At 71.0% G+C, this 4,764-nt stretch carries 5 protein-coding genes; 4 read left to right on the forward strand and 1 reads right to left on the reverse strand.

Going from position 1 to position 4,764, the window contains the following annotated elements; all coding sequences use genetic code 11:
• Together VQ02_RS31965 and VQ02_RS31970 are read left to right on the forward strand one after the other, a co-directional pair.
• Nucleotides 1–825 (forward strand): molecular chaperone DnaJ (locus VQ02_RS31965; RefSeq protein ID WP_048448298.1); only part of this gene is annotated, 825 nt, incomplete at its 5' end.
• Nucleotides 826–1,019: 194 nt separating this feature from the next.
• Nucleotides 1,020–1,661 (forward strand): class I SAM-dependent methyltransferase, encoded by a 642-nt coding sequence (locus VQ02_RS31970; RefSeq protein WP_048448299.1) that lies wholly within the window; start codon nucleotides 1,020–1,022, stop codon nucleotides 1,659–1,661.
• A gap of 238 nt (nucleotides 1,662–1,899) precedes the next feature.
• Here the strand turns inward: VQ02_RS31970 and VQ02_RS31975 are convergent, their stop codons facing one another.
• Nucleotides 1,900–2,949, reverse strand: coding sequence for a hypothetical protein (locus VQ02_RS31975; protein WP_048448300.1), 1,050 nt, complete (start codon nucleotides 2,947–2,949; stop codon nucleotides 1,900–1,902).
• A 188-nt stretch (nucleotides 2,950–3,137) separates the two neighbouring features.
• Between VQ02_RS31975 and VQ02_RS31980 the strand changes: the two genes are divergently transcribed.
• Both VQ02_RS31980 and VQ02_RS31985 read left to right on the forward strand, forming a co-directional pair.
• Nucleotides 3,138–4,454, forward strand: a complete 1,317-nt coding sequence (locus VQ02_RS31980; protein ID WP_048448301.1) for a replication-associated recombination protein A — start codon at nucleotides 3,138–3,140, stop codon at nucleotides 4,452–4,454.
• Nucleotides 4,455–4,552: 98 nt separating this feature from the next.
• Nucleotides 4,553–4,764, forward strand: a 212-nt coding sequence (locus VQ02_RS31985; RefSeq protein WP_048448302.1) for a ParA family protein, incomplete at its 3' end; no start/stop codon positions are given.

Here is a 4,764-nt window from a genome sequence, read left to right on the forward strand (position 1 = left end):
GGGCGCCCAGGCGGCGGGCGCGAGCGCGGCGCCGACCTGCGCTACAACCTCGAGATCACCCTCGAGGAGGCCTTCACCGGCAAGACCGAGACGATCCGGATGCCGACCTCGGTCACCTGCGAGGTCTGCGCCGGCTCGGGCGCCAAGGCCGGCTCGAAGCCCAAGACCTGCCCGACCTGCGCCGGCTACGGACGGGTGCGGGCGGCGCAAGGGTTCTTCGCCATCGAGCGCACCTGCCCGAACTGCCAGGGCCGCGGCGAGATCATCGAGGATCCGTGCCCGGCCTGCTCGGGCGCGGGCCGCGTCACCCGGGAGCGGACGCTCTCGATCAACGTGCCGGCGGGCGTCGACGACGGCCTGCGCATCCGGCTCGCCGGCGAGGGCGAGTCGGGCCTGCGCGGGGGGCCGGCGGGCGACCTCTACATCTTCCTGTCGATCAAGCCGCACCCGTTCTTCCAGCGCGACGGCGCCGACCTGTTCTGCCGCGTGCCGATCTCGATGGTGACGGCGGCGCTCTCGGGCGAGATCACCGTGCCGGTGATCGACGGCTCGCACACCTCGGTCCGGGTCCCGGCCGGCACCCAGACCAACAAGCAGTTCCGCCTCAAGGGCAAGGGCATGCCGGTGCTGCGCTCGCGCGACGTCGGCGACCTCTACATCCAGGTCTTCGTCGAGACCCCGCAGAACCTCACGAAGCGCCAGCGCGAGCTCCTGCAGGAGTTCGACACCCACGGTACCCAGGCCGACAACCACCCGGAGAGCGCCGGCTTCTTCTCCCGGGTGAAGGAGTTCTTCGACGGCCTGAGCGGCTCCGGCCGCGCCTGACCTCCGATGCGGCGGTTCGGGCGGCGCCCGACCCGACAAAAGCCGCGAACCGGTGCAGCCCTCGCGCGTTCTTCCGCGCGGTGGGATTGCGTGGTTCGCGGGTCTCGTGCGGGTGCGTCAGGCTTGACGGCGGCGCGCCTTTGAACGACAGCCGTTCGCCAGTCAACCTTTCGCGTGTTCAAGGGTCTTCGGTCTTGCCTTTGCCTCACCGATCCAGGGCCAAAGCCGTCGCGGTCTCGAGCTCGCTGCCTCATCCGCAGCCCCAGAAGCGCGACATTCTGGAGGACGAGGCGCGGTTCCTGCGCTCGTGGTTCGAGCGGCCCCTGGTCACCGGCGCCGTGACGCCGTCGGGCCGGATGCTCGCCCGCACCATGGCCTCCTACGTCGATCCGCGCCTCACCGGTCCGGTGATCGAGCTCGGGCCGGGCACCGGCCCGGTGACCGACGCGCTCGTGCGCCGCGGCGTCGCCCCGGAGCGCCTCATCCTGGTCGAGTACAACCCGGATTTCTGCAAGCTGCTGCGCCGGCGCTTCCCGAAGGCCACGGTGCTGCAAGGCGACGCCTACAACATCAGGGCCGCCCTCGCGGACGTGGTGACCGAGCCGGCCAGCGCCACGATCTCGAGCCTGCCGCTGTTCACCAAGCCCCTGGAGCAGCGCCTCGACCTGCTGTCCTCGGCGCACGACCTGATGCACCCGGACGCGCCGTTCATCCAGTTCACCTACGCGGTGGTGCCGCCGATCCCGGCCAAGTCCACGACCTACACTGCGAGCCGCTCGAACAAGGTCTGGCTCAACCTGCCGCCGGCGCGGGTGTGGGTGTATCGCCGGCCCTGAGCGGAGCCGGTCTCGAACGAACAGGAACGCCGTTCCCCGGCGCGATGCCGGGGCCGCGCAGCGGTGCCCGGACGTCGGATCCGCCGGGATTTCAGGAAGAGAACGGCAGCGCTCCGCTTCGCCTGGCACGACCCGCGCGCCCGGATCCCGGGTTCGCGCCTCCGGCGAGCCCCGGAGATGCCCTGGGGACGCGAAAACAGCAGCGCCCGGTCTGCTCGGGCCCCCGGCGAGACAGCGCTCAGGCCTTGTCCCACTGCTTCTCGATGATGGTGTAGACCTTGTCGCTGAGGTTGATGTCCATCTCGACGAGGCCGATCGCGCTCTTCACCCGGCTCAGGGTCTCGGCGAGTTCCAGCACCGGCTCGGGCACCCGGCGCTCGGGCAGGGTCGGTCCCTGGAGGCCGAGCACGTCGGCCAGCATCGCCGTGTAGGCGCTCCAGAAATGCTGATGGCCGATGACGTGGAAGCGCGACAGCGCCTCGATGGCCAGCGTCCAGTGCCCCGGCTTCATCGTCTCCCCGGGATGGGTGCAGGAGAGGTCGCGGGTCAGCGGGTTCTCGAGCCAGTTGTAGGTCGCGAGGTCGATGCGGTCGAAGCCCTTGCGCAGGGCCGAGAGGCTGCCGAGGTCGAGGCCGGCCGCGAAGGCGCAGGGGCCCTGCAGGTGGTCGACGCGCCACGCCTGGGCCGGGTCCTTGCCGATCTCGGCCATCCGGCGCAGCCACAGGATGCGCTTGGCGAGTTCCACGTAGGGATCGACGACCAGGATCGTCTTCACGTAGTCGCCGGTGAGGACCACGTCCTCGTAGCGCTTGAGCAGCAGGCTGCCGTGCAGCAGCAGCGAATCGGTGTACTTGATGTCGATGATGCAGCGCAGAAGGTCGAAATGGATGTCGTGGATACCGAAATACGCCATCGCGAACTCGGCGAAGAGCATGTCGCGGACGTAGTTGTCCTGGTTGATCGTGTAGTCGAGCGCGAGCACCCGGGACGGTCGGTACGCGGCGCTGGCGCGGTGGCGATAGAGCAGGATGTTGGTATCGGCGTCGTAGATGTCGTAGCGCTCGGCCTGGTCGAGGCCCGGGCAGCTCGCGCCGTTCAGCGTGAAGCCGCAGGTGCCGTGCGCGTGCCAGCCGACCTCCTTGAGCTGCGGATAGGGGACCCAGGCCTCCAGCACGGCCTCCTGCGTCCGGTCCATGATCACCCGGACGCGCGGCGTCCGGCGCATGTCGTCGGGCGCGATCCAGAGGCTGAAGCTCGCCGGGCCGACGACGTTGAAGTTGAATCGCATGCTGCTTGCTAGGCTGAAGCACCGGGTCTGGGCAAGCACGCCGACGGCGGGCGCCGCCAGGGTAGCAGGTCCGCCGGGGGAGATCACCCGGCCGCCGCGCGCCGCCGGCGCGAGCGCGCATGCGAGGGACGGTGGGCGGCGCCGGCCGCCCTCTTGCGGCCCCCGCCCTGGCAGGTGTTGATGCGGGAATGTCCGACCTGTTCGCCTCCGCCGGCCTCGACCGCGACGCCCCGCGCCCACTGGCCGACACCTTGCGGCCGACGAGCCTCGCGGAGGTGGTCGGGCAGGAGCACCTGACCGGGGAGGGGGGCGCGCTCACCAGGCTTCTGCGCGGGCGCAACCTCGGCTCGCTGATCCTGTGGGGACCGCCAGGCACCGGCAAGACCACGGTGGCGCGGCTCCTCGCCGGCGAGACCGACCTGCATTTCGAGCAGATCTCGGCGATCTTCTCCGGCGTCGCCGAACTGCGAAAGGTGTTCGAGGCGGCCCGGGCCCGGAGGGCGGCGGGACGGGGCACGCTGCTCTTCGTCGACGAGATCCACCGCTTCAACCGGGCCCAGCTCGACGCCTTCCTGCCGGTGGTCGAGGACGGTACCGTGACCCTCGTCGGCGCCACCACCGAGAACCCGTCCTTCGAGCTGAATGCCGCGCTCCTCTCCCGCGCCCGGGTGCTGGTCTTTCGCGCCCTCGACGAGGCGGCGGTCGCAAAGCTCCTCGACCGTGCCGAGGCGGTGACCGGGCGGGCGCTGCCCCTCGACGCGGAGGCCCGCGCGGTGCTGGTGCGGATGGCCGACGGCGACGGGCGGGCGGCCCTGACGCTGGCCGAGGAGGTCTGGCGCTCGATCGGGCCGGACGAGACCCTCGACGCGGCCCTGCTGCAGGAACTGATCCAGCGCCGGGCCCCCGTCTACGACAAGGCGCAGGAAGGCCACTACAATCTCATCAGCGCGCTCCACAAGACGATCCGCGGCTCCGATCCCGACGCCGCCCTGTACTACCTCTGCCGGATGCTCGATGCCGGCGAGGACCGGCTGTTCATCGCCCGCCGGCTGGTGCGGGCAGCGGTGGAGGATGTCGGCCTCGCCGACCCGCAGGCCCTCGCGGTGGCGAACGCCGCCAAGGAGGCCTTCGATTTCCTCGGCTCGCCGGAGGGCGAGCTGGCCCTGGCTCAGGCCGCCGTCTACCTCGCCACCGCGCCGAAGTCGAACGCCCTCTACACCGCCTACAAGGCGGCGACCCGGACTGCCAAGGAGCACGGCTCGCTGCCGCCGCCCCGCACCATCCTCAACGCGCCGACCAAGCTGATGCGCAAGCTCGGCTACGGCGAGGGCTACCGCTACGACCACGACGAGCCCGACGCCTTCTCGGGCCAGGATTACTGGCCCGAGCGCCTAGGGAGGCAGCGCTTCTACGCGCCGACCGACCGCGGCTTCGAGCGCCGCATCGCCGAGCGCCTGGAGTGGTGGGACGCGGCGCGCCGGAAGCGCACCGGCGAAGATTCGTGACGGTCGTGTGAACAACCCTGCCGATCACGGTTGACGCTCCGCTCTCCCTTAAGTCAGCCTGCGGCGATGAGACAGAATCCACCGCGCTGGGGGGCGCGATGACGGCGCGGGTGCTCTCCATCGCCAACTGCAAGGGCGGCACCGGCAAGACGACCTCCGCGGTCAACCTTGCGGCCGAGCTCGGCGCCCGGGGCTACCGGGTGCTGGTGGTCGACCTCGACCCGCAGGGCCATGCGGGGCTCGGCCTCGGGGTGGCGGCGCGGCTCGGCTCGCCGAACGCCCACTCGCCCCTGCGCCGGGCGCAGGCCGG

The sequence above is a fragment of the Methylobacterium variabile genome (genome assembly GCF_001043975.1).
Taxonomy (GTDB): Bacteria; Pseudomonadota; Alphaproteobacteria; order Rhizobiales; family Beijerinckiaceae; genus Methylobacterium; species Methylobacterium variabile.